Origin of the sequence: Caballeronia telluris, assembly GCF_001544495.1 — a bacterium.
Classification (GTDB): Bacteria; Pseudomonadota; Gammaproteobacteria; order Burkholderiales; family Burkholderiaceae; genus Caballeronia; species Caballeronia telluris.
In genome coordinates this window covers 1-4,322 of the sequence record NZ_FCNZ02000087.1, presented here as the reverse complement: position 1 = coordinate 4,322, position 4,322 = coordinate 1, and the positions used below count along the sequence as shown (strand labels likewise).

The window sequence follows — 4,322 nt, the reverse complement described above, 5'->3', positions numbered from 1 at the left end:
CATCTCAAGGAACATCGTGCGGGCGATGCGTATCACGGTTATCACTATCGCATTCTCACCCGGCAGGGCAAGAGCGCCCCTGGAGGAGCGTACAGCTATGTCATCAACGGAAGGATGATCGCCGGCTTCGCGATCGTCGCGTTTCCCGCCGAGTACGGCACGAGCGGCGTGATGACGTTCATCGTCAACAACAACGGCGTCATCTATCAGAAGGATCGTGGCCGGGCTCCGGCACCCGTCACCGAATTCGATCCGGACTCGTCCTGGACGCGCGTGGATGAGCGCTCCTGATCGCGTCGACCGAACTCGATGAGCCGGGGCAATGCCCCGCTGGCAACACGGACCGCCCAACTTTCGAATCAGGGCGACAAGCATTTTTCATGGGAGAACCAGGATGAAGACCACGAAAGGACTCGCGATTGTCGTCGTTGCATTGCTTGCGCAGGTTGCACTGGCTCAGCCGCAGACGGATGTCGAAGTCACGAAGGGACAGGACCAGACGACCGTCAAAGGCCTCACCAGAATGACCGCGACGGTGGTGGGCATCGACAGGGCCACGCGCACCGTCACGCTCAAGACGCGCCAGGGCAAGATCGTCGAACTCGAGGTCACGGAGGAGGCGCGCAACTTCGACCAGATCGCGTTGGGCGATGTCGTGACCGTGGCGTATAGCGAGTCCCTGACGGTCAGCCTCATGAATGAGAAGGGGATAGCGTCGCACACCGAGCAGGGTTCGGAGCAGCGATCGGCTCCCGGCGCCAAGCCGGGTGGCAAGATCGGCCGGGAGGTCACGATCGTCGCGGACGTGGTCGCCGTGAATCAAAAGACAAAGACGGTCACGCTCAAGGGACCCAAAGGCAACACGGTGGATCTGAAGGTAGAAGATCCCGAACGTCTGAAGCGCATCCACAAGGGCGATCAGGTGGAAGCCGTCTATACGGAGGCTCTGGCGATATCCGTGGAACCTGCAGCCAAGAAATAAGGCTACCCGCGGCGGCACGGCGCCCTGTCATCGGGTGCCATGCCGTGCCGCGTCGTCGACGGTTGCCTAGTGCACACTTTTCCGCTCCTTTGCCGAAATTGCAAACAGCGGGCAAGCCGCCGGACGCCGCCCTCCGTGGGTCCAGGCCGCGCGGCGGGCCAGTTCGTGGCACCTATTTGCACGAATCGCCCGTTGGCCTTGCCGCCTAGCCGTTGCGCCGCCCTACTCGCGGCGAGTTGTGGCCGGCCAGATAAACTACGCGAGAGGTTCCTATGGCTGCCCGTTCGATCGCGTCGATGACGCTCAGTTTCGGTCTCGTCTCCGTGCCGGTGAGATTTCCTGCAGGGCGGCTTCGCCGCCCTTATCGTACAGTTCCTTGAAGCGGTAGAAGCGGTCGCGGGAATATCCCATTACGCGGCAGGCCTGGCTGACATTGCCCAACTGCCGGGCCAATCGAGCATGCCGACCTTGGCGCGGATGACTTTCTGTTCCTGAGTCATGGTGGACTCCTTGCGGTTCGCCGCGCGCGTCACCGCTTCGGGCTACGCCCTCCGCGCCAACGCGCATCAGCACGAGAAACCGACCACTGTCAGATTTAGTCTAGTCCACCGCAGATAAGCCTTTCGCAGCTTCGGGTGTTTGCCTCCAAGTCTTGCCCCGGTTCTTCCCGAGCGGGGCTTTTGTCATCGCTTCTGCGCTCTTGGGTGTGAGGCTGTCCGCCCGGCGCCGGTCGGCGCTACCCGACCCAAAATGGTCCCTCAACGCGTCCCGCTTGAAATGGCCGGATAACCGTCTCCTACGGACGTTCAGCACGCTTGTAGTTTGACTGACGGCGTGCAGATCAGATGATATCCCGTTCGAAATTGCCAAAGGCGGCTAGCTCGAGCGGTTCCCACGTGAACGCCCGTCCGACAGTGACGTGCCTTCCGTTCGAAACCGACGACAGAAACAAACCGTATCCCTCACGTATGCAGTCATCGGCAAGCTGTCTCATCGGATCTGCATATTGAAACTGCTGCACGTTCCATTTGACGTGTTCGCGGCAAAAATCGGTTTTGTGGAGGGCAGCAAGGTGAGCGAGCAATAACTGATGAAAGCCAAACTCCGTATGCGCAAAAACGAGGCCGCTCCTTTTATGATAAAGAAAGTGGCCGGCTGTCCCCGAACGCACGTCATCTATTGCATCCGCAAGTTGCTCCGCGTAACCAAAGCGCGCGTGCCGCCAGAGGTAGCGGTTCAAACCCTCCTCTATGGCGGGCTGTATTACGTCCGTAAAACCTGACAGAAGCAACTCCGTAAGCTTGGGGGCATCGCCGATCTGGTATCGCATACGCCGTTTCTCAGGTGGTTTTGGCGTACGCGCCAAATAAGCTTGTTTTTCCGTCTCAATGCACTGCGCGAACTCTTTACCCCAGACCGAGGATGCGTTCGGAACGAATAGCAACTGACGTACCAGCGGGTGAACAGCTTGTGAAGGGCACTCTGATCTGCCGTACTTCGTCAGTGCTTGAATGGTTAGGCGGCTAGGTGATCAGCGATTGACATAGGCCGGTTGTTGGCCGCTGTGCACCGGGGCTTTCGTATGGGGATAACCGATACGCCTTGCATTGCGGAGCGAGTCTGCTACAACATAATTTGGTCCCCTCGCGTTTAAGCGCGATGGTTCGCCCGCCCCTGTTGGCGGGCTTTCTTTTTGCTACTATGGAGATGCGTCTCTGGTCTTGGGGACGCGTTGCAGATCGTAATCTTGGCCCGCCGCTGCGCGGGCCTTCTTTTGTCCGTTTAGATTTAACGCTACACGTAGAATGCGTCCTCTCAGTCGTTGCCCGCCCCGGCGGGCCTCTTTTTGGGACGGACCAGGCGGTGCGCTTCGCGCGACCTGCATTTTTTCGTTGAAATGACCGCTTCCAGCGGTACAACAGTCGCCGGATTCGCCGAGCTTCGTTGCCACCGAATGTCGCTTCGTGGCCCGGTTGAGGCAATGCCCTCCGCGATTCGGCCGCCGGAGAGCGGCCATTGAGCGAGGACGGATAAGACCTCGGCCTGCCCATCTGGACGACGACCTCGACCGGCGGCTAATCGCCGGCCTCCGCCTGATGCTTCCCCTTGCCGGATCGATTATTTGCCTGCACCGGTGGACGGGATACAAGTCAGTACGAGAATCCCCCCGTTATTTTCGGCAGATCTAAATGCCGCCTGGTGAAACTCTCCCGGCCCGCAAGACCATTCGGCAACGGAATCGGCCTTGCAAGCATTTCGAGTATAGCCAAACGCTTTGGCGAGCGGTGCCTGAGCCGGCAAACCGACGACGTTGCCTTCCAACCATTGACGGAACTTTGCAAGTACCGGTAATGCCTCAGCTTGCCGCGCCGCATATTTGACGCCGGGTCTCTTGATTCTCGACCGGCTCGTGCATCAGGCTCACAAGCTTCTGGTCAAGGGCGATTCGATGAGAAAGAAAACGAAATCCGAGTCCGCTGACGCCTGATCGTGATCACCGTCGCTATAATCCATTGACCGCGCAATACCACCTTCCAGACTGATCACGTTCGCCGAAACGACTGATCACCATCGCCGAAATCCGCAAAAAGGAAGTGCTTCTTCGACCGCAGGTGCCAAACCCATGTCGCCGTCCTCGGCGGTGCAGAGGAACTGCGAGCCGGTCTTCACGACGTAGACGGTCGTCATGTCTCTCTCCATGGTTTGTGTTTGCAGGGGAATTTCCAGTCTAGCAGGCCGGAAGAATTGCACGCGGTTCGCTGGGTCACTTCCGTCATGCTCCCGCCGCAGGCGTTCCGGCCTCGATTGTCCGTGCATCATTCCACGATTGCATACGCAACATCCCGTTGATCGCGCTTAGGTGAACGACTGTCCGCTGCGCGCCAAAGGGAAGCTGAACGATAGAGCTTCACGACCCGGAGCAGACTTTGAGGCATGTAGAAAGCGGCCGTTCACCTCGTAGTCAAGCGTCGCCAACGCGCAGGACAAGCAGCGCACACAGTTACTTACCGGCCATGTGTGACGCTTGAATCGAGCCGATTCGAAAAAGGCGACTGTAGCCGAATATATCGACCAAATATCTTTATTGTCCCGTCGAACCGACACGAGCCCTCATTGGTCTCGTCCGACTGCTGGGCGACATCAAAGCAATCTCCGTAAAGGGAACAGTAGCAAAAGTTGAGGTTTAGATTATCAAGGCTCTCCCGAACAGCGGCCCTTTCGGCGGTCGACCCGACAGGAATTCTCAAGAGAAGCAGCTTTTGTGGGCCTGTCATAAATTTTGTGTGCGAGGCATAACATGTAGTTCGAGGAGCATGTATGCCACGCAAACCCAGGACGA

Annotated in this window: 4 protein-coding genes and 2 pseudogenes; 3 read left to right on the top strand and 3 right to left on the bottom strand. The window is 58.4% G+C overall.

The features are described 5' to 3' along the window. Positions 1–291 (top strand): DUF2950 family protein (locus AWB66_RS32065; RefSeq protein ID WP_125469882.1); only part of this gene is annotated, 291 nt, incomplete at its 5' end. A 103-nt stretch (positions 292–394) separates the two neighbouring features. Continuing rightward, positions 395–982: a hypothetical protein gene (locus tag AWB66_RS32060; protein WP_087633997.1), complete on the top strand. Its 588-nt coding sequence runs from the start codon at positions 395–397 to the stop codon at positions 980–982. A 330-nt stretch (positions 983–1,312) separates the two neighbouring features. Here AWB66_RS32060 and AWB66_RS32055 read toward each other — a convergent pair. Together AWB66_RS32055 and AWB66_RS32050 are read right to left on the bottom strand one after the other, a co-directional pair. Next, positions 1,313–1,482: pseudogene (locus tag AWB66_RS32055) on the bottom strand (helix-turn-helix domain-containing protein); the annotation flags it as partial. Between the two features lie 341 nt (positions 1,483–1,823). Beyond that, positions 1,824–2,312, bottom strand: a complete 489-nt coding sequence (locus tag AWB66_RS32050; protein WP_087633996.1) for a hypothetical protein — start codon at positions 2,310–2,312, stop codon at positions 1,824–1,826. Between the two features lie 1,065 nt (positions 2,313–3,377). Between AWB66_RS32050 and AWB66_RS33425 the strand changes: the two are divergent. Continuing rightward, positions 3,378–3,470, top strand: a pseudogene (locus AWB66_RS33425) (ATP-binding protein); the annotation flags it as partial. 77 nt (positions 3,471–3,547) lie between these two features. On the opposite strand, the gene AWB66_RS34950 reads toward AWB66_RS33425, so the two are convergent. Then, entirely contained in the window at positions 3,548–3,670 is a 123-nt protein-coding gene (locus tag AWB66_RS34950) for a hypothetical protein (RefSeq protein ID WP_268811172.1), read from the bottom strand. Between the last annotated feature and the right edge of the window lie 652 nt (positions 3,671–4,322).

Excerpts from the sequence above, each read along its gene's own strand:
- AWB66_RS32060 (WP_087633997.1), top strand. The coding sequence starts at position 395 with ATGAAGACCACGAAAGGACTCGCGATTGTCGTCGTTGCATTGCTTGCG.
- AWB66_RS32050 (WP_087633996.1), bottom strand. The coding sequence starts at position 2,312 with ATGCGATACCAGATCGGCGATGCCCCCAAGCTTACGGAGTTGCTTCTG.
- AWB66_RS34950 (WP_268811172.1), bottom strand. The coding sequence starts at position 3,670 with ATGACGACCGTCTACGTCGTGAAGACCGGCTCGCAGTTCCTCTGCACC.